Genomic DNA, 19,543 nt, shown 5'->3' on the forward strand with positions numbered 1-19,543 from the left:
GGACAAGGACGCCATGCTTCAGCCTGTCCCCCACACGCCCGCGCCGGTCGCGCCCGACGTCGCCGCCCTGCCGCAGAATATCGAGGCGGAGGCCGCGCTGCTCGGCGCGATGATGATCGACAACCGACTGTGCGAGGACGTCCAGATCAAGCTGCGCGAGGAGCATTTCTTCGAGCCGCTCCACGGCCGGATCTATGCGCAGATCCTGCGCATCGTCGACAAGAACATGATCGCAAACCCGGTCACGCTGCGCCCGCTGTTCGAGACCGACGACGCGATGAAGGAGCTCGGCGGCCCCGCCTATCTGGCGCAGCTCACCGGCTCGGGCGCGGCGCTGATCGGCGCGCGCGACTTCGCCACGCAGATCTACGATCTGGCACTGCTGCGCGCGCTGGTCGGCGTCGGGCGCGGCATGGTCGAGAGCGCGATGGACACGTCCGACGAGGTCGATCCCAAGACCCAGATCGAGCAGGCCGAGGTCGCGCTCTACCGGGTGGCGGAGGAGGGCGGCGAACAGGGTTCGGTCAAGAGCTTCCTCCAGGCGGCGACCGAGGCGGTCAAGAATGCCGAGCGCGCGCTCAATTCGGGCGGGCATGTCTCGGGCATCACCACCGGGCTCGACAGCATGAACGCCAAGATGGGCGGCATGCACCGGTCCGATCTGATCATCCTGGCGGGGCGCCCCGGCATGGGGAAGACGTCGCTGGCCACCAACATCGCGTTCAACGCCGCGATGCGCCGCGTGCGCGACAAGGAAGACGGCATCCCCGACGAGAAGTCGCTCGGCGCCGGCGTCGCCTTCTTCAGCCTCGAAATGTCGGCCGACCAGCTCGCCACGCGTATCCTCGCCGAGCAATCGGGGATCAGCGGCGAAAGCCTGCGCATGGGCAAGATCAGCCAGCACGATTTCCGCAATCTCGCGCGCGCCGCGGCGGATCTCGAGACGCTGCCGCTCTATATCGACGACACGCCCGGCCTGACCATCGCCGGCCTGCGCACGCGCGCGCGTCGCCTGAAACGCCAGCGCGGGATCGACCTGATCATCGTCGACTATCTCCAGCTGCTGTCGGGCTCGGGCAAGGCGAGCGAAGCCAATCGCGTCCAGGAGATTTCGGAGATTTCGCGGGGGCTCAAGCAGCTCGCCAAGGAATTGCACGTGCCGGTGATGGCGCTGTCGCAGCTCAGCCGGCAGGTCGAGAGCCGCGAGAACAAGCGGCCGATCCTCTCCGATCTGCGCGAATCCGGCTCGATCGAGCAGGACGCCGATCTCGTGCTGTTCGTGTACCGCGAGGAATATTACGTCAATTTCCAGAAACCGACCGAGCCGGACGCCAACGCCTCCGAATTCGATCCGACCAACGTCGCCTTCCGCGAATGGCAGAGTTCGATGGAGCGAGTCCACGGCATCGCCGAAGTGGTGGTGGCCAAGTCGCGGCACGGTTCGACGGGGACGATCCCGGTCAAGTTCGACGCCAAGATCACGCGCTTCTCGGATCTGGTCGATTCGAACTATGTCGTGCCGGATATGGAGTAGCGCTTACGGATGAGCTTGGCGCCCCATCCACCGTTCGTCCTGAGCGAAGTCGAAGCCTGTCCTGAGCGCCTGCAAGGCAGTCGAAGGGGACGTGTTGCAGGAGCGGCGCGTGAGATGTGCTTCGGCTTCGCTCAGCACGAACGGGTTTGGCGGTGTCTGCTCAGGCGAGCTTGTTGACCGCATGCAGCGCGAGGCCGGCGACGCCCGCGCCCGAGGCGTAGATGCCCACCGACTTGGCGACCGAGCGCGCCGCCGAGGCCGCGGAGACCGCACCGTCGAGCACCGAGCGCAGCCCCGAGACGAGACCGGTCACGCCGTCCGATGCCGACGTGGTGGTCGCGGCGGGGGTCGTGGCCGCTGTGGTGGCCGTCGACGTCGCCGAACTCGAGGCGATCGCGTCCATGTGCAGCTTGGCGAACAGCGCTTGCAGCTCGTCCGACGCCTTGGTCGTTGCCGGGCGATTGGCGATGACGCTGTTCGCGGTCGATACGATGCTCGATAGACTGGTCATGCCGGCTGATTCCCCAATGCCGGATCGGTCTGCCCGAAAAGGGTAAAGGATTCGTTGGAGCGGTCGTTATTGGTTGGATGGCGCATCGCCGTTCCCCGGCGGACGCCGGGGCCCACGCCCCATCTCGCTATGGATGCGCCGCGCTCGCCACGGACTTCGGGCCTGGACCCCGGCTTTCGTCAGGGAACGCAGATCAGAAGCTCGGCAGATTGGCCTCGTCGACGGGCGCGTGGATGCCGCATTCGACCTTGTCCCAGCCGCGCCAGCGGCCCGAGCGCGCGTCCTCGCCGGGCTGGACGATGCTGGTGCAGGGCGAGCAGCCGATCGACAGATAGCCCTGCGCCTCGAGCGGATGGCGCGGCAGCTTATGGTCTTCGAAATAGGCGTCGAGCCGTGCCTTGTCCCAGCCGGCGAGCGGGTTGAGCTTGAGCTTTTGGCCGGTCGGATGATTGGTGTCGATCTCGAACAGCGGGATGGCCGCGCGGGTGCTCGCCTGAAAACCCTTACGACCCGAGATCCACGCATCGAACGGGGCAAGCGCGCGCTGCAGCGGCTCGACCTTGCGGATCGCGCAGCAGCCGTCGGGATCGTAGGACCAGCGCAGCCCGGTCGCGTCCTTTGCGGCAAGCAGACGTGGGTCGGGACGATAGACGCGCAGGTCGGTCAGCCCCAGCGTCTCGGCGAGCGTGTCGCGGTACGCCAGCGTCTCGCCGAACATCTTCTGCGTGTTGGTGAAGATCACCGGCACGTCGCGGTCGATCTGCGCGATCATGTGCAGCAGCACCGCCGACTCCGCGCCGAAGGACGACACCGCGGCGGTCCGACCCTTGAGCACGCCCGCCAGCAGATCCGCCAGCATCGCCTCGGTGGACATGTGCGCATAGCGCGCGCCAAACACGTCCGCGTCGGCCTGGGTGAAGGGCGGCGCGGTATCGATAACGTCGCGGATGCGCGCGGCCTCAGCCATGCCGCAATGCCCAGATGGGCGGCCTTCCATCGGCAGCTTTCTGGTAGACCGCGTCGTAGCGGCTCAGCGCGCGCGCGACCGCGGCGGCATCGAGCGGCTTGTCCGGTACCAAGGAGTCGAACCCGCAGCGGCGCATCAGCGCGATCTGATCGACCAGCACGTCGCCCTGCGCACGCAATTCGCCGGTATAGCCGGCTTCGCGCAGGATCCGCCCCGCGGAATAGCCGCGCCCGTCGCGGAAGCCGGGGAACGACACCTCGATCAGTGCGAGCCGGTCGAGATGCGGGATCAGCGCACGCGCGTCCTCATCCGATTCGAGCCGGACGGCGGTTGCGTTGGTCTGGCCGAGAAACGCGTCGAGCGTCACCGCGGGCTCTTCATGCGCGGCATCGGTGCGGTAACGGAGGGGATCAGCCACGAACCACCGCTCCTGCAGCACGTGCTTCGACTTCGCTCAGCACGAACGGATTTATTGTGTCGATGGTATATCCACCGTTCGTCCTGAGCCTGTCGAAGGACGGGTTCCAAGCGCCTTGCTCATCCATAGATCGCCTCCTTGAATGGCGCGATGCCGACGCGGCGATAGGTATCGAGGAAGCGTTCGCCGTCGGTGCGCACCGCCCGGTAGGTCTCGACGGTGCGCTCGATCGCGTCGACGATGCCGTCTTCGTCGAAGCCGGGGCCGGTGATGTTGCCGAGGCTGGCGTCTTCGGCGCCCGAACCGCCGAGCAGCAGCTGGTAGTTTTCGGCACCGCGCTTGTCGACGCCGAGGATGCCGATGTGGCCGGCATGATGGTGACCGCAGGCGTTGATGCACCCCGAGATCTTGAGCTTCAGTTCGCCGAGATCGCGCTGCCGCTCCATGCTCGCAAAGCGATTGGCGATCTTCTGCGCGAGCGGGATCGAGCGCGCATTGGCGAGGCTGCAATAGTCGAGCCCCGGGCAGGCGATGATGTCGCTGATCAGGTCGAGATTGGCGGTGGCGAGCCCGGCGCCGTCGAGCGCCTGCCACAGCGCATGGAGATCGGCCTTGCGGACATAGGGCAGCACGATGTTCTGCGCGTGGGTGACGCGCAGCTCGTCGAACGAATAGCGTTCGGCGAGATCGGCCATCAGGTCGATCTGCGCGGCGGTCGCGTCGCCGGGAATGCCGCCGACGGGCTTGAGGCTGATCGTCGCGATCGCATAGCCGGGCTGCTTGTGCGGCTTGACGTTCTGGTCGACCCACAAAGCGAAATCGGGATCGCTGCGGTCGATCGTGTCGGGCGCGGCGCTGTCATAGGCGGGGGGCGCGAAGAAGCCGGCGATACGCTCGAACTCGGCGCGCGGCGGATCGAGCCCGAGCGTTTTTACATGCGCCCACTCGTCCTCGACCTGCTGGCGATAGCTGTCCGCGCCGATCTCGTGGATCAGAATCTTGATCCGCGCCTTGTAGATATTGTCGCGCCGGCCGTAGCGATTGTAGACCCGCAAACACGCCTCGACGTAGCTGAGCAGGTCGTCGATCGGCACGAAGTCCTTGATCAGCGGCGCGATCATCGGGGTGCGGCCCATGCCGCCGCCGACATAGACCGCAGCACCGACGTCGCCCGCTTCGTTGCGGGTCAGCTGGATGCCGATGTCGTGCAGCCGCATCGCCGCGCGATCCTCGTCGGCGGCGATCACGCAAATCTTGAATTTCCGGGGCAGGTAGCTGAATTCAGGATGGAAGGTCGACCACTGGCGCAGCAGCTCGGCCCAGGGGCGCGGATCGGTGACCTCGTCGGCGGCGGCACCCGCGAACTGGTCCGACGAGATATTGCGGATGCAATTGCCGCTGGTCTGGATGGCGTGCATCTCGACGGTCGCCAGCTCGGCGAGGATGTCGGGCGTGTCCTTGAGCTCGATCCAGTTGAACTGGATGTTCTGCCGTGTGGTGAAGTGGCCATAGCCCTTGTCGTAGGTGCGTGCGACATGCGCCAGCATCCGCATCTGCCGCGCGTCGAGCGTGCCATAGGGGATCGCGACGCGCAGCATATAGGCGTGGAGCTGGAGATAGAGCCCGTTCATCAGCCGCAGCGGCTTGAACTGGTCCTCACTGAGCTCGCCCGACAGGCGACGCTCGACCTGCTCGCGAAACTCCTCGACGCGCGTGTCGACGATCGTCTGGTCGTAACTGTCGTATTTATACATGGAGAGACATCCGTTCGTCCCGAGCGCAGTCGAGGGACATGCGCCACACGCCAAAAGCCGTTCGAACTGAGCCCAGTCGAAGTGCAGCCACCGTCGGCGCGTGGCCCCTTCGGCTACGCTCCGGACAGGCTTCGACTGCGCTCAGCCCGAACGGGCGTCGGTGGCGCGTCATATCACCCAGCTCCCCGCGCCGGCGCTCGCGGGCTTGATGCCGAGATCGTCGCCGACCGTCGGCCCGCGGGCGCGGATGCGGTCCTTGATGTGCGCGGGGCGGGGCCCGTCGGGGCTCGGCTCGGCGTCGATCACATAGGGGACGTTGACGCGGAGCGCCGCCTCCTCGCGCGCGATCAACCCGGTGCCGGCATCGCCGACGTCGACCGCCGCCTCGATATGGCGCGACCAGCCCTCGCCGTCCCACCAGACGACATCGCCCGTTGCCAGGTCGCTGCCCGTCGCGATCTTCATAGTCCAAACCTCACGACATTGCCTCGGCCTGCTGCGCGAAAGCCTTCAGCCGGTTCTCGGCGTCCGACAGCAAGACGACCTCGCCCGCGACGATGATCGCCGGGCTGCCGATCTTCTCGCGCGCGACCATGTCGCCAAGATCGGCGAGCAGCGTCCGCACCGCGCGGTGGCCCGGCAACGTGCCCTTTTCGAGCACCGCCACCGGCAGGCCGGGATCGACGCCGTCGGCCATCAGCTTGTCGGCGATCGCGGCGGCATTGGCGACGCCCATATAGATCACCAGCGTGCGGCTCTTGCCGGCGAGGCCCGACCAGTCCTGCTCGGACAGGCCCTTGCATTGCCCGGCGACGAAGCTGACCGCGCTCGACCAATCGCGATGCGTCAGCGGCAGCATCGCCTCCGCCGCGCAGCCCAGCGCCGCCGACACGCCGGGGACGACATCGACCGGAAGCCCCGCCGCGCGCACCGCCTCGACCTCCTCGCCGCCGCGTCCGAACACGAACGGGTCGCCGCCCTTGAGGCGCACGACGATCGAGCCGGCGCGGACGTGCGCGATGATCAGCGCGTTGATCGCATCCTGCGGCAGCGTGTGGCGCGCGCGCTGCTTGGCGACCGAGATGCGCTGCGCATGCGGCGGCGCATAATCGAGCACGCGCGGGTCGATCAGCCCGTCATGGACGACGACGTCGGCCTCGCGCAGCGCGGCGACCGCGCGCACGGTCAGCAGATCGGGATCGCCGGGGCCGGCGCCGACGAGGACGACGCGTCCGCGCGCATGGGGATCGAGCAAGCTTGCCATGGCGCAGAGATGGACCACGACGCGCTGCATCGCAACCGACGCTATCTTGGGCCGGGGGTAGCGGAACTTGGGGCGGGGGGTCCGGATACCCCGCTCCCCGGCGAAAGCCGGGGCCCAGCAGCTCCAATCGCAGCGCTTGCGGCTCAGGGCCCCGGCGTCCGCCGGGGAACTGTCGGTACCTTCGTCGCCGGTACTACCCATTGCGCGCCCGCCTCGGTCGTCCGGAAGCGGTCAGGTGCGATGTGCCGCGCAGCGAGCGCCTCGCGCAGCAAGGTCGGCGGCAGGTCGATCGGCTCGTCGGTCAGCTCGAACGTGCCCCAATGGACGCCGAGCGCCCAGCCGGCGTGCAATTGTTCGAAGGCGTCCACCGCCTGGGCCGGGCCGATATGGTTGCCGGTGACCACGCCGTTCTTGTGGATTGCGCCGATCGGCAGGATCGCGAAGCGCACCGGACCGTGGGCGGCGGCCTCTGTCGCCCACCGCATGTCGCCCGGCCCGGTGTCGCCGGCGTAATAGAGGTCGCCGCCGGGCAAAGTGACGGTGAACGCGGTCCACAGCGTACGGTCCTTGTCGGTCTCGCTGCGCGCGCTCCAATGGTGCGCGCGGTCGAGGATGACGTCGATGCCCGGGCGGACATGCACGACGCCGCCCCAGTCGCGCGCCTGGCTCGCGATGCCAAGATCGGCGAGGCGGACGTCGTTGCCCAAGCCGGTGACGATCAGCGGCCGGTCGTGCCGCCACAGCCATCTGAGCGCGTGGCGGTCCATATGGTCATAATGGTCGTGGCTGAGCAGGATCAGATCGATGTGCGGCAGGTCGGCGAGCCGGACCCCCGGCTGGCGGACGCGCTGGACGCCGGCCCACTTCACCGGCGAGGCGCGCTGGGCCCACACCGGGTCGGTCAGGATGTTGAGCCCCTCGGTCTGCACCAGCACGGTGGCGTGGCCGATCCAGGTGACCAGCATCGCCTGCCCCTCGACGCGGGCGGGCGGCGTGCTCGGCGTGACCGGCACCGATGTGGGCCATTTGTGGCGTTCGTGCGCGGCGCGGCGGAGATATTGCCAGAAGCCCTCGCGTTGCGCGCCGCCGGTGCCCTGCTCGCCGTCGGGATTGTGAAAGTGGGTGCCGTCGAAATGGTCCGAGCGCGGCCCGTGATAGAAATCGGTGCGGCCGCATGCCGCGAGCAGCAGCGCGGCGACGAGGACCCAGCCCCGGTTCACGAATCCCGCAGGCCGATCCCGATCGCAGCGCGCGCCTGCTCGGCCTCGCTCGAGGCGACGGGATAGGCGCAATAGTCGGCGGCATAATAGGCGCTGGGCCGATGGTTGCCGCTCAGGCCGACGCCGCCGAAAGGCGCGCTCGACGAGGCGCCGTTGGTCGGCTTGTTCCAATTGACGATGCCGGCGCGGATATTGGCCCAGAAGCGATCGTAGAGCGCGGGCTGCTCGCAGATCAGCGAGGCGGAGAGGCCGTAGCGCGTGGCATTGGCCTCGGCGATCGCGGCGTCGAAATCGGGAACGCGGATCACCTGCAGCACCGGGCCGAACAATTCCTCGTCGGCGCGGCCGTCGATGCCGGTGACGTCGATCAGCCCGGGGGTGAGGAAGGGCCGGTCGGGATCGAGCCGCTGGAGATGGCTGATCGCGCGGCCGCCGCGCATGATCAGATCGAGCCAGCCCTCCTGCAGCCGATCGGCGGCGTCGTTGTCGATCACCGGGCCCATGAAGGGCGCGGGCGTCGCATGCGGGTCGCCCACGATGATCCGGCCGATCAGCCGGGCGATCTCGGCGAGCAGCGGCTCGTGCGCGCCGTCGCGGACGATCAGCCGGCGCGCGGCGGTGCAGCGCTGGCCGGCGGTGGTGAAGGCGGACTGGACGCAGAGGATCGCGGCATCGGAGACGGTCGGCGAATCCCACACCACGATCGGGTTGTTGCCGCCCATCTCGAGCGCCAGGATCTTGTTGGGCGTATCGGCGAACTGGCGGTGAAGCGCGAGCCCGGCGCGGCCCGAGCCGGTGAACAACAGCCCGTCGATCCCCGCGTGCCGGCTGAGCGCCTTGCCGGTGTCGACGCCGCCGATCAGCAGCCGCAGGCACCCTTCGGGCACGCCGCTGTCGTGGAAACATTCGACCAGGAAGCGGCCGACCGCGGGCGTCTTCTCGGACGGCTTGAACACCACCGCATTGCCGGCGATCAGCGCGGGGACGATGTGGCCATTGGGCAAATGCGCGGGGAAGTTGAACGGACCCAGCACTGCGAGCACGCCGTGCGGCTTGTGGCGCAGCGCGGTGCGGCTGTTCATCTGCCCGTCGAGCTTGCGCGTCGCGCTGCGCTCGAGATAGCTCGACACCGAGATATCGACCTTGGCGACCACCGCCTCGACCTCGGTGCGGGCCTCCCACAGCGGCTTGCCGGTCTCGCGCGCGATCAGGTCGGCGAAAGCCTCCGCCCGCGCCCGCACCGTATTGGCGACACGGCGCAGCGTCTCGATGCGGAAAGTCAGCGGGCGGGCCGCCCATTCGGCCCAGGCGCCGCGGGCGAGCGCGATCTCGGCGTCGACATCGCCCTCGGGGGCTTCCCAGATCACGGCGCCGGTGGCCGGCTCGGTAGACATCAGCATTACAGGCGCCCGTCCTCTCGGGATTTTATCAGCATCGTTTTGGGTGACCGGTCAAGCGTCGAGAAGCGCGGCGCCCATCCGCCGGATCGCCAGGACTTTGGCGTCGAGCAGCGACCAGTCGTCGGCGCCCGCGATCGGCGCCCAGATCGCCTCGACCTCCTCGATGTGCATCGAACAGGGCGCGGCGTCCGACCAATAGGGGTGGTCGAGCCGCGCGGCCGGCGCATAGTCGGCCACCGCCGCCACGAACGGCGCGAACATCGGCGCGCCGTAGGCGGGCTCGTCGCGGCGGAGCGCGCCGCCGCGCCAGTCGAAGAAGAAGCGGTCGATGTCGATCTCGGCTTCGCCCAGTGCGCGCGTCATCGCGTCGGCCAGCGCGACGTCCTCCGCCTCGCCGCGTCGCCGCACGCCGAGCCGCGCCAGCAGCCTGGCGGTCAGCGCCGCCTCGTAGCGCGCGGCGAAGGTATCGAGTATCGGCGCCAGCGCCTCGACGGGCGCGAGCGCGGTCAGCGCCATCGCAAGCTGCGCGACGTCCCAATGGATCGCCTGCGCCTGCCGCCCGAAGGCGTACAGCCCCTGCTGGTCGAAATAGGCGGCGGTGAAGCCCGCCTCCCAGCGCGGGGTGAAGCGCCACGGGCCATAGTCGAAGCTCTCGCCGGTGACGTTGATATTGTCGCTGTTGAGCACGCCGTGGACGAAGCCCGCCGCCATATAGGAGGCGGCGAGGTCCGCGGTGCGCGCGACGACATGCGCGTAGAGCTGGAGCGCGGGCGCGTCGCCCGGCGTCTCGCCATAAAGCTCGGTCAGGCAGTAGCGGACCAGCGCGTCGAGCGCCGCCTCGTCCTTGAGATAGGCGAGCCGCTGGAAGCTGCCGATGCGGATATGGCCGTGGCTCAGCCGCACCATCACCGCCGAGCGCGTCGGCGAGGGTTCGTCGCCGCGGTGGAGATGCTCGCCGGTCTCGATCAGCGAGAAGGTCCGCGACGTGTCGACGCCGAGCGCCTCGAGCATTTCGGTCGCGAGTATCTCGCGGACGCCGCCCTTGAGCGTGAGGCGGCCGTCGCCGGACCGGCTCCACGGCGTCGTCCCCGATCCCTTGGTGCCGAGGTCCATCAGCCGGCCCTGCGCGTCGCGCATCTGCGCGAACAAGAAGCCGCGGCCGTCGCCGAGATCGGGATTATAGTGGCGGAACTGGTGGCCGTGATAGCGCAGCGCCAGCGGCTGCGGCAGCGAGCCCTCGAACGGCTGGAAGCGCCCGAAGCGGGCGATCCAGTCGGCGTCGGACAGCGTCGCGAGCCCGACCTCGGCCGCCGCGCGGTCGTTGCGGAAGCGCAGGATGGTGTCGGGAAAATCGGCGGCGGCGACCGGATCGAAGGCGTTGTCGAGGGCGAGGATGCGCGCTTGCGGGGAGAAGTCCATGCCGCGATATGGGGCGCGCCTGCCCCGGGAGACAAGCATGACCGCTCAACGACACGATCATGCACCGCTTTACGCCGATGGCTGGTGGACCGCGATCGACGGTCTCAGGCTCCATTATCGCGACTATCCGGGCGGCGAACCGGGTCAGCCGCCGATCCTGTGCATCCCGGGGCTGACCCGCAACGCGCGCGATTTCGCCGAGGTCGCGGAGCGGTTGTCGCCGGCGTGGCGGGTGATCTGCGTCGATCTGCGCGGACGAGGCGAGAGCCCCCCGGCGGCCGATCCCGCGAGCTATGCGCCGCCCTCCTATGCGCTCGACATCGGCGCGCTGTTCGTCGCGCTCAAGATCGACAAGGCGGTGCTGTTCGGCACCTCGCTCGGCGGGTTGATCGCAATGCTGCTGGCGCTGACCACGCCCGAGCGGCTGGCGGGCGTGCTGCTTAACGACGTCGGGCCGGTGCTCGATCCGGCGGGCCTGTCGCGGATCCGCTCCTATGTCGGGCGCAGCGCGAGCTGGCCGACATGGCTGCACGCCGCCCGCGCGCTGGCCGACGCGCAGAAGGCGGTGTTCCCGCGCTATGCGATCGGCGACTGGCTGGCGATGGCGAAGCGCGTCTGCCGGCTGACCTCGGCGGGGCGCGTCGTGTTCGATTACGACATGCGGATCGCCGAACCCTTCCGCGAGGTGCCGACCGAGGCCCCGCCTGCGGATCTGTGGCCGGCGTTCGAAGCGCTCGCCGGCCGGCCGGTCGCGGTGACGCGCGGCGCGCTCAGCGACCTGCTGTCGGCGGCGACCGCGCAGGAGATGACGCGACGTGTCCCCGATCTCGATCTGGTCACCGTGCCGCATGTCGGCCACGCGCCGGCGCTCGACGAGCCCGAGGCGATCGCGGCGATCGATACGCTGCTGCAGCGGGTCAGGGTAGGGCGGTAGCGTAAGCCCGCTCCCACAAGCGCGAGAGGGCGAATGGCATCCACCAGTCGTTCACTCTCTCCGTGCGATACTCGCGCTCATGCCCGTCCGCATTCTCCATCTCCATTCGACCTTCGCGCTCGGCGGCAAGGAAGCGCGTGCGGTGCGACTGATGAACGCGTTCGGCGCAGCGGCCGAGCATGTCGTGCTGAGCGCGGTGCCGGGCGCGCTCGGCGCACGCGATGCGATCGATTCGGACGTAGCCACGACCTTTCCGTGCGACGGCGCGGCGCCCTCGCTGATCGGCAAGCCGGGGCCCAGGCGCTATTGGCGGATGGCGCGCTATATGGCGGGGTTCGATCTCGTGCTCAGCTATAATTGGGGCGCGATGGACGGGGTCGCGGCGCGGCGTCTCTACGGAGACGTGATGCGCCTGCCGCCGCTGGTCCATCATGAGGATGGCTTCAACGCCGACGAGCTCGTCTTCCAGAAGACCGCACGCGTGCGTTTCCGGCAGCTGATGCTGGGCGCGGCGCAGCGGCTGGTCGTCCCCTCGGCCAAGCTCGAGACGATCGCGCGCGAGGTCTGGAGGCAGCCGGCGCGCCGCGTGCGGCGGATCGCCAACGGCATCGCGCTCGAGCATTATGATCGCTCGCCCGAGCCGCGCGCGATCCCCGGCTTCCACCGCGCGCCCGGCGACATCGTCGTCGGCACGATGGCCGGCCTGCGCGGCGTCAAGAATCTGCCGCGGCTGGTGCGCGCCTTCGCGCGATCGGGCAACGTTGGTCGGCTGGTGATCGTCGGCGACGGCCCCGAGCGCGATGCGATCGTCACCGCCGCGCGCGTCGAGGGTGTCGCCGACCGGCTGCTGCTGCCCGGCTTCCTGGCCAATGCAGCGCGCTATGTCGGTCATTTCGACCTGTTCGCGCTGTCGTCGGACAGCGAGCAATTCCCGATCGCGATGATCGAGGCGATGGCGGCGGGGCTGCCGATCGTCGCGACCGACGTCGGCGACGTCGCGACGATGGTCGCGCCGATCAACCGCCGCTTCATCGTTCCGATCGACGACGAGGACGCGCTCGCGACAGCGCTCGGTCAGCTGATCGCGAGCCGGGACCTGCGCCACCGGCTCGGCGCCGCCAACCGCGCGGTCGCGCGCGACCGCTACGGCGAGGACACGATGATCAGTGCCTATCGCGACCTGTATGAAGGCGCGATGCGGCGTCCCGGGGCGCTTGGACCAACGTCGGATTGACCCCGAGCAATATTCGGAAGCCTTGCGCATCGGCACCTGCTATGCACAGGGTCAGGTCCAAGTCCGGGCGGAGGAAGATGTTGTTCAAGGGTTTGCAGCCGATCCTCTATGGCGGCCGCGAAGTGTGGCCGCTCGTGGAGGGTGGCAAGGGCGTCTCGGCGACCAACCATATGAGTTCGGGCGCCTGGGCGGCGGCCGGCGGCATCGGCACCGTGTCCGCGGTCAATGCCGACAGCTATGATCCCTCCGGCAAGATCATTCCGCAGATCTATCGCGCGCTGACGCGCCGCGAGCGGCACGAGGAGCTCGTCCAGTACGCGATCGACGGCGCGGTCGAGCAGGTCCGCCGCGCCTATGATCTCGCCTCGGGCAGGGGCGCGATCAACATCAACGTGCTGTGGGAGATGGGCGGCGCGCAGCGCGTGCTCGAAGGCGTGCTCGAGCGTACCAAGGGGCTCGTCTCGGGCGTGACCTGCGGCGCGGGCATGCCCTACAAGCTCAGCGAGATCGCCGCGCACCATCAGGTCAGCTATCTGCCGATCATCAGCTCGGCACGCGCCTTCCGCGCGCTGTGGAAGCGTGCCTACTCCAAGGCGGCGGACTGGCTGTCGGCGGTGGTCTATGAGGATCCCTGGAAGGCGGGCGGCCACAACGGCCTGTCCAACGCCGAGGACCCGCTCAGGCCCGAGGATCCGTACCCTCGCGTGAAGGCGCTGCGCGAGACGATGCGCGAGGGCGGCATCCCCGATTCGACGCCGATCGTGATGGCGGGCAATGTCTGGTTCCTGCGCGAGTGGGACAATTGGATCGACAATCCCGAGCTGGGCAGCATCGCCTTCCAATTCGGTACGCGCCCGCTGCTCACCCAGGAGAGCCCGATCCCGGGCGACTGGAAGGCGCGGCTGATGACGCTCGACGACGGCGACATCCTGCTCCACCGCTTCTCGCCGACCGGCTTCTATTCGTCGGCGGTGCGCAATCCGTTCCTGCGCCATCTCGAGGCGCGCTCCGAGCGGCAGATTGCCTTTTCGGGCGAGGCGGCGGGCGATCACCAGTTCCAGCTCGACGTCGGCGTCAAGGGCAAGAGCTTCTGGGTGACGCGCGGCGACCTGATGCGCGCGCGCGAATGGTATGGGCTGGGCTATACCACCGGGCTCAAGACGCCCGACAACACGCTGGTCTTCGTCACCCCCGAGGAGATGAAGATCGTCCGCAAGGACCAGGCCGACTGCATGGGATGTCTGAGCCAGTGCGGTTTCTCGTCCTGGGCGGACAACGACACCAATTCGACCGGGCGGCTCGCCGATCCGCGCAGCTTCTGCATCCAGAAGACGCTGCAGGACATCGCGCATGGCGGCGACGTCGAGCAGAACCTCATGTTCGCCGGCCACGCCGCCTATCGCTTCAAGCAGGATCCCTTCTACTCGAACGGTTTCGTGCCGTCGGTGAAGCAGCTCGTCGATCGCATCCTGACCGGCGACTGAGCGGGTGAAGCGCGCGCTCGTCGTCCGGCACGTCCCTTATGAGGGGCTGGCCGGTTTCGTGCCGCCGATCGAGGCGGCGGGCTATGCGATCGAGCGCGTCGGCGCCGCCGATGCCGGCTTCGGCGACGTCGATTTCCTGGCGCCCGACCTGCTGGTGCTGATGGGCGGCCCGATGGCGGTCTATGAGCGCTTGGAGAACCCGTGGATAGCGGGAGAGCTGGTCCGGCTCGCCGGGCGGTTGGCGGCCGGCCTGCCGACGCTGGGCGTCTGTCTGGGCGCGCAGATGATCGCAGCGGCGTTGGGCGCCAAGGTCGAGCGGGGGCCGGTGCGCGAGGTCGGCTTCGCGCCGATCGAATTGACCGAGGCGGGCAGGGCGTCGCCGGTGGCGGCGCTGGGCGGCGTGCCGGTGCTGCATTGGCATGGCGACATCTTCGACCTGCCGGCGGGCGCCACCTTGCTGGCGAAGACCGCGGCCGCACCGCAGGGCTTCGTGCTCGGCGATATATTGGCGCTGCAATGCCATCCCGAGATGGGCGATCCGAACGACCCGTTCGATCGCTGGTGCGACGGCGCGGACGACTATGTCGCGGGCGCCGGCACCAGCGTGGCCCTCTTGCGGGCGGCGCATGATCGGCTCGGGCCGGCCGCGGTTGCGGCGGGGCGCAGGATGCTCGCCGATTGGCTCGCCGGATTGCCGGCTGGACGCGGCTGAAACGGCCGGACCGGGTGTCGCGCCGATTGATGCGCGCGCCGTCCCGCCGTGTGTGACGCCGTCATGCGTCGTTTCGCCTGCGCGCGCGTTCCGAACGGCTGAGACGACAGGACATGGTCAACAGGGGACCCAATATGAAGACGATCGCCGGGGCATTGCTTGCCATTGTCGCGCTTTGCGGGCTGGCAGCCAGTGCCGATGCGGCCGGCGCGCAGCGTAAGACACCCTATTGGGGGTCGCTGTCGGCGGGCCAGGCGCGGATGCGGACCGGGCCGGGGCGCACCTATCCCGCCAATTGGCTGTACCAGCGCCAGGGTCTGCCGGTGCAGGTGATCGAGGTCTATCCCGGCTGGCGCAAGGTGCGCGATCCCGAAGGCACCGAGGGCTGGATGATCGGCAATCTCGTCTCGGACCAGCGCGCCGGCATGATCAAGGGCACCGTCGCAGCGCTGCGCGACTCGCCCAACCCAGGGGCCAAGATCGTCTGGCGCGCCGAACCCGGCGTGGTCGGCCGGATCGACAAATGCGGCGGCGGCTGGTGCCGGATCGATGTCCACGGCCGCGGCGGCTATGTCGAGGCGACGCATCTGTGGGGCGTCGATCCCGGCGAGACGATCAACTGAGACGTCGTTCCCCGGCGCGGGCCGGGTTCATGTCCTTAGGCATTGGCGGCCGCGACGCCTGAACCAGGGACGTGAGGCCTGGGCCCCGGCTTTTGCCGGGGAACGGGCTGGGCCGGCGCGACCACCGCGTCGCCGCTTTCCTTGCGCGCGCCGGCGGGCTAAGCCCGCGCTTCGATCGCCCGGCCGGGCATCGGGGACGACATTACGGTTTCTTCACTCCATCGCAACGGCTTCGCGCGCGGCGGAAGACTAGAAATCGGGTGTCGGCGGGCCTGGACCCTGTCACGCCGATGCATGACGGAACGGCGCTCGGTCATCCACTCCCGGCCGAGCGCCGTTTTTCGTGATGCGGAGTATCCGGGTGCGGTTGAGATGAAGGCGCCGGTTTTCTACGATCCCAGCGGCCGGCGGAAACGCTGGTCGAAGCGGACGATGTTCGCCATCATCCTGGCACTGGTCGCCGCCGTCGTCATATTCGCGCTGACCATCGTCAACGTACCGACCCCCAGCCCGCTCAACGTCGGCATCGAACGCCCGCAGCAGCGCCCGCTGCCCGCGCAGATCGCGCATGTCGGCCGCGTGCTCCGCCGCACGCTGACCGGTTGGCTACCGACCGGCGGCAAGACCGCCGCGGGCGTCCACCAGCAGGTGATCGGCTTCTACGTGCCGTGGGACGACAGTTCCAAGGCTTCGCTGATCCGCCACATCGGCCAGATCGATTGGCTGGTCCCCGTGCTGGGATCGGTGGTCGGCAAGGATCATCATCTGACGATCGTGCAGGACCGGGTGCTCAACGCGGTGCTGCGCAACGATGCGCACCGGCCGAAAATCTTTCCGCTCGTCCAGAATGTCGCGGCGGGCAATTGGGACGGCCCCAACATGGCCGCGCTGCTCCACGACCCGCGGGCCCGAAAGGCGTTCCTCGACCAGCTCGAGCCGATGCTCGCGCAGGAGAAGGCGTCGGGCGTGGTGTTCGATCTCGAGGAACTGCCGACCAGCGCACAGCGCGACTATATCCGCTTCATCGCCGAGGCCAAGGCGCGCTTCGGGCCCAAGAACATCCTCGTCACGCTCGCGGTGCCGGTCGGCGACTCCGACTGGAATCTGCGCGCCTATGCGCATTTCGCGGATCGCCTGTTCATCATGGACTATGACGAGCATGACAGCACCGGCGCGCCCGGGCCGATCGCGTCGCAAGGCTGGTTCATCGACCGGATGCGCGAGGCGGTGGCGCAGATCGGCCCCGCCAAGGCGATCGTCGCGATCGGCGGCTATGCCTACGACTGGCCCGCCAAGGGTCCGGGCGAGTCGACCTCGGTCGAGCAGGCGTGGCTCAACGCGCATGACAGCAACGCGCAGATCCATTTCGATGCCGCGAGCGGCAATTCGACCTATGCCTATACCGACGACGACGGCGTCGCCCACACCGTCTGGCTGCTCGACGCCGCCAGCGGCTGGAACCAGCTGCGCGCCGCCGACGCGATCGGCGTGGCCGGCGTCGCATTGTGGCGGCTCGGCTTCGAGGACCCGGGGGTCTGGGCGGCGCTCGGCGCGTTCGAGACGCGCAAGATCCCCGATCTCAGCGTGCTTCAGTCGGTCGGCGACGTCGATGTCGAGGGCAATGGCGAGCTGCTACGAATCACCGATACGCCGACGCTCGGCTCGCGCACGATCACCGGCGACAAGTTCGGGTTGATCCGCGGCGAGCAATATCTCACCTTGCCGACGCCCTATGTCGTCACCCGCGTCGGCTATCGCCCCGGCTATGTCGCGCTGACCTTCGACGACGGGCCCGACGGCTATTGGACGCCGCGGGTGCTCGACATCCTCAAACGCTACGGCGTGCCCGGCACCTTCTTCGTGATCGGCGAGAATGCGGTCAGCCATCCCGGCCTGCTCAACCGCGAGATCGCGGAAGGCAGCGAGATCGGCAACCACAGCTACACCCACCCGAACATGGCGCTCGCCAGCCAGCGCGGAACGAGCATCGAGCTCAATGCCACGCAGCGGCTGATCGAGGCCTATACCGGGCGCGGCACACGCTTGCTGCGGCTGCCCTATTTCGGCGACGCCGAGCCCACCACCGACGACGAACTCGTCCCCGCACTGCGCGCGCAGAACGACGGCTATCTCAACGTCGGCCTGCACGTCGACAGCGAGGACTGGACGCGGCCGGGCGTGCCCGCGATCATCCGCAACACGCTGCAAGGCGTGTACGACGGCGACGCCGAGAAATCGGGCAACGTCATCCTGCTCCACGATGCGGGCGGCGACCGCCAGCAGACGCTCGACGCGCTCCCGACGATCATCGCGACGCTCAAGGCCAAGGGCTATAAGTTCGTCACCGCGTCGGAGCTGGTCGGGCTGTCGCCCGCGCAGGTGATGCCGACGATCTCGGGCAAGGACCTGCTCGCGGTCCGCGCCGACGTCGGCATGTTCCTGTTCCTTGCCGGAATCCTGGCGACGCTCAAATGGCTGTTCTTCGTGGCGATCGGGCTGGGCATTGCCCGCGCGGTGCTGCTGGCGGTGCTCGCGCTGTTCGCGACCTACGAACAGTCGAAGGAGCCGGTGCCCGAGATCGACCCCAAGCGCTTCGTCTCGGTACTGATCCCCGCCTACAACGAGTCGCGGGTGATCGAGAGCTCGGTGCGCCGCGTGCTGGCGAGCGAGCAGGTCGAGATCGAGGTGATCGTGATCGACGACGGCTCGACCGACGGCACCAGCGCGCTGGTCGAGGCGGCGTTCGCGGGCGACGCGCGCGTCCGCGTGCTGACGCTGGAGAATGGCGGCAAGGCGGTCGCGCTCAACAAGGGCATGCTGCTCGCGCAGGGCGAGGTGATCGTCGCGCTCGACGCCGACACGCAGTTCGAGGTCGACACCATCGCGAAGCTGTCGCGCTGGTTCGCCGATCCGGCGATCGGCGCGGTCGCGGGCAACGCCAAGGTCGGCAACCGGGTCAATCTGGTCACGCGCTGGCAGGCGATCGAATATGTCACCGCGCAGAATCTCGAACGGCGAGCCTTGACGCGGTTCGACGCCATCACCGTCGTGCCCGGCGCGGTCGGCGCGTGGCGGCGCGCGGCGCTCGACGCGGTCGGCGGCTATCCGGTCGATACGCTCGCCGAGGATCAGGACCTGACGATCGCAATCCAGCGCGTCGGCTGGGAGGTCGCCTATGATGTCGACGCGGTCGCCTGGACCGAGGCGCCCGAGACCTTCCGCGCGCTCGCCAAGCAGCGCTTCCGCTGGGCGTTCGGCACGCTGCAATGCCTGTGGAAGCACCGCGCCATCCTGCGCGAGCGTAAACCCGCGGGCCTTGCGCTGGTCGGCATTCCGCAGGCATGGGTGTTCCAGATCGCCTTCGCGGTGATCTCGCCGATCATCGACCTTGCGCTGGCGATCAGCCTGATCGCGACCTCGATCCGCGTTCACCAGCATGGCTGGGCGCAGACGCAGAGCGACGTGCTGCGCATGGGCATCTACTGGATCGCCTTCACCTCGATCGATCTGCTGTGCGGCTGGATCGCCTATCGGCTCGAGCCGCGGCGCCAGCGCTATCCGGCGCTGCTGCTGCTCGCGCAACGCTTCGTCTATCGCCAGCTGATGTATTCGGTGGTGCTGCGCGCGGTCTCCGCGGCGCTGTCGGGGCCCTGGGTGGGGTGGGGCAAGCAGACGCGCACGGGCCGGGTGGACGTGGCCAAGTCGTCGCGGTGAGGCGCTAACTCGTCCGCCCCGAGCTTGCTCGGGGAGGGGGACCACCCGCAGGGTGGTGGAGGGGTGGACCACGCCTCGGACGGGCGACGAATGTTTCGGGTGTCGGATGCCCCTCCACCACCGGCTGCACCGGCGGTCCCCCTCCCCGAGCCGAGCTCGGGGAGGATGTTCAGGTCAGTCCCCGCCCTCAACCGGCAGCACGAAGCGCACCGACAGCCCCGGCGCATTGTCGCCGAGTTCGAGAATCGCGCCGTGCAGATGCGCGACCGCGGCGACCAGCGCCAGGCCGAGCCCGGCGCCCCCCGGCTGGCGCGCCGGATCGAGCCGGCCGAAGCGGCGCAGCGCCTCGCCGCGC

At 68.7% G+C, this 19,543-nt stretch carries 16 protein-coding genes and 1 pseudogene; 7 read left to right on the forward strand and 10 right to left on the reverse strand.

Going from position 1 to position 19,543, the window contains the following annotated elements; genetic code table 11:
* The first annotated feature begins 13 nt into the window (after positions 1 to 13).
* A complete protein-coding gene (locus Q0326_RS02570; protein ID WP_298686773.1) occupies positions 14 to 1,534 on the forward strand; it encodes a replicative DNA helicase in 1,521 nt (506 codons plus the stop codon).
* A gap of 160 nt (positions 1,535 to 1,694) precedes the next feature.
* Here the strand turns inward: Q0326_RS02570 and Q0326_RS02575 are convergent, their stop codons facing one another.
* The 9 genes from Q0326_RS02575 to Q0326_RS02615 all read right to left on the reverse strand — a co-directional run bounded on the left by Q0326_RS02575 (position 1,695) and on the right by Q0326_RS02615 (position 10,487).
* On the reverse strand, positions 1,695 to 2,045 hold the full coding sequence (locus Q0326_RS02575; protein WP_298686775.1) for a hypothetical protein: 351 nt from the start codon (positions 2,043 to 2,045) through the stop codon (positions 1,695 to 1,697).
* A gap of 193 nt (positions 2,046 to 2,238) precedes the next feature.
* Positions 2,239 to 3,012: a phosphoadenylyl-sulfate reductase gene (locus Q0326_RS02580; protein ID WP_298686777.1), complete on the reverse strand. Its 774-nt coding sequence runs from the start codon at positions 3,010 to 3,012 to the stop codon at positions 2,239 to 2,241.
* Positions 3,005 to 3,430 carry a DUF934 domain-containing protein gene (locus tag Q0326_RS02585; protein ID WP_298686779.1) on the reverse strand — a complete coding sequence of 142 codons (426 nt, stop codon included), beginning with the start codon at positions 3,428 to 3,430 and terminating at the stop codon, positions 3,005 to 3,007. Before Q0326_RS02585 ends, Q0326_RS02580 begins: the two co-directional genes overlap by 8 nt.
* 119 nt (positions 3,431 to 3,549) lie before the next feature.
* The gene (locus Q0326_RS02590; RefSeq protein WP_298686781.1) at positions 3,550 to 5,184 is read right to left on the reverse strand and encodes a nitrite/sulfite reductase; all 1,635 of its coding nucleotides are present in this window, start codon (positions 5,182 to 5,184) and stop codon (positions 3,550 to 3,552) included.
* A gap of 168 nt (positions 5,185 to 5,352) precedes the next feature.
* Positions 5,353 to 5,649, reverse strand: coding sequence for a DUF2849 domain-containing protein (locus tag Q0326_RS02595; protein WP_298686784.1), 297 nt, complete (start codon positions 5,647 to 5,649; stop codon positions 5,353 to 5,355).
* A 10-nt stretch (positions 5,650 to 5,659) separates the two neighbouring features.
* The gene (cobA, locus tag Q0326_RS02600; protein ID WP_298686804.1) at positions 5,660 to 6,448 is read right to left on the reverse strand and encodes a uroporphyrinogen-III C-methyltransferase; all 789 of its coding nucleotides are present in this window, start codon (positions 6,446 to 6,448) and stop codon (positions 5,660 to 5,662) included.
* 143 nt (positions 6,449 to 6,591) lie between these two features.
* Positions 6,592 to 7,668, reverse strand: a complete 1,077-nt coding sequence (locus Q0326_RS02605; RefSeq protein WP_298686786.1) for an MBL fold metallo-hydrolase — start codon at positions 7,666 to 7,668, stop codon at positions 6,592 to 6,594.
* Positions 7,665 to 9,068: a succinylglutamate-semialdehyde dehydrogenase gene (astD, locus tag Q0326_RS02610; protein ID WP_298686788.1), complete on the reverse strand. Its 1,404-nt coding sequence runs from the start codon at positions 9,066 to 9,068 to the stop codon at positions 7,665 to 7,667. The genes Q0326_RS02605 and astD overlap by 4 nt, the downstream gene beginning before the upstream one ends.
* Positions 9,069 to 9,119: 51 nt before the next feature.
* Complete coding sequence (locus Q0326_RS02615; RefSeq protein WP_298686790.1) at positions 9,120 to 10,487, reverse strand: protein adenylyltransferase SelO family protein; 1,368 nt, start codon at positions 10,485 to 10,487, stop codon at positions 9,120 to 9,122.
* A 37-nt stretch (positions 10,488 to 10,524) separates the two neighbouring features.
* Here Q0326_RS02615 and Q0326_RS02620 point away from each other — a divergent pair, with 37 nt between their 5' ends.
* The 6 genes from Q0326_RS02620 (at position 10,525) to Q0326_RS02645 (ending at position 19,188) form a co-directional block, all read left to right on the forward strand.
* A complete protein-coding gene (locus Q0326_RS02620) occupies positions 10,525 to 11,421 on the forward strand; it encodes an alpha/beta hydrolase (RefSeq protein ID WP_298686792.1) in 897 nt (298 codons plus the stop codon).
* A 79-nt stretch (positions 11,422 to 11,500) separates the two neighbouring features.
* Positions 11,501 to 12,655, forward strand: coding sequence for a glycosyltransferase (locus Q0326_RS02625; RefSeq protein WP_298686794.1), 1,155 nt, complete (start codon positions 11,501 to 11,503; stop codon positions 12,653 to 12,655).
* 80 nt (positions 12,656 to 12,735) lie between these two features.
* Positions 12,736 to 14,139 carry a nitronate monooxygenase gene (locus tag Q0326_RS02630; RefSeq protein WP_298686796.1) on the forward strand — a complete coding sequence of 468 codons (1,404 nt, stop codon included), beginning with the start codon at positions 12,736 to 12,738 and terminating at the stop codon, positions 14,137 to 14,139.
* A gap of 4 nt (positions 14,140 to 14,143) precedes the next feature.
* On the forward strand, positions 14,144 to 14,851 hold the full coding sequence (locus Q0326_RS02635; protein ID WP_298686798.1) for a glutamine amidotransferase: 708 nt from the start codon (positions 14,144 to 14,146) through the stop codon (positions 14,849 to 14,851).
* 134 nt (positions 14,852 to 14,985) lie between these two features.
* Complete coding sequence (locus tag Q0326_RS02640) at positions 14,986 to 15,474, forward strand: SH3 domain-containing protein (RefSeq protein WP_298686800.1); 489 nt, start codon at positions 14,986 to 14,988, stop codon at positions 15,472 to 15,474.
* 372 nt (positions 15,475 to 15,846) lie between these two features.
* Entirely contained in the window at positions 15,847 to 19,188 is a 3,342-nt protein-coding gene (locus Q0326_RS02645; protein WP_298686802.1) for a glycosyltransferase, read from the forward strand.
* Between the two features lie 174 nt (positions 19,189 to 19,362).
* On the opposite strand, the pseudogene Q0326_RS02650 reads toward Q0326_RS02645, so the two are convergent.
* Positions 19,363 to 19,543: pseudogene (locus tag Q0326_RS02650) on the reverse strand (two-component sensor histidine kinase); the annotation flags it as partial.

The sequence above is a fragment of the uncultured Sphingomonas sp. genome (genome assembly GCF_937859915.1).
Classification (GTDB): domain Bacteria; phylum Pseudomonadota; class Alphaproteobacteria; order Sphingomonadales; family Sphingomonadaceae; genus Solisphingomonas.